A 574-nucleotide genomic window follows, 5' to 3' on the forward strand; every position below is an offset into this window, starting at 1 on the left:
CCGCTTTGGCTACTAAACGAGAGAAGAAAATAACGAATGTATTTAATACTCCTTGCAGAAGCGTAGTTGTGACCATATCACCGCTTTTAATATGCGCTATTTCGTGAGCGATAACGCCGCTGATCGCATCGCGGTCCATTCGTTCAAGCATTCCGCTTGAAACGGCAACAAGCGAGCGTCTTTTACTTGGTCCTGTTGCAAAAGCGTTAACTTCCGCTGAATGATAAATTCCGACCTGAGGCATTTTTCTTAATCCTGCAACAGATGCAAGTCGATGCGTTTCTTCTAAAACAAATCGTTCATATTCACCTTGAGGAGAACGTTCATCAATAACTTGAACACCCATCATCCACTTTGCCATCACGCGTGACATCATAAGAGAAATAATCGCGCCGCTGAAGCCGGCAATTACGCTAAATGCCAGCAGGCMGCCGTAACCGCTGCTTCCCATATAGCTTTGAACACCTAATAAAGATGTAATCGTTGTGATTGTGATTAATACTAAAATATTAACGAAAATAAACAGTGAAATTCGTTTTAGCACAAGTCTTCCTCCTTTAACTAATACGTGCAT

The 574-nt window shown here is 42.1% G+C and carries 1 protein-coding gene; it reads right to left on the minus strand.

Annotated features, from left to right (window positions below; genetic code table 11):
- A partial coding sequence (locus AC1DRF_RS31700) for a M48 family metalloprotease (protein WP_477742788.1) occupies window positions 1-544 on the minus strand: 544 nt, incomplete at its 3' end.
- Between the last annotated feature and the right edge of the window lie 30 nt (window positions 545-574).

The sequence above is a fragment of the Priestia sp. P5_B4 genome, assembly GCF_056400385.1.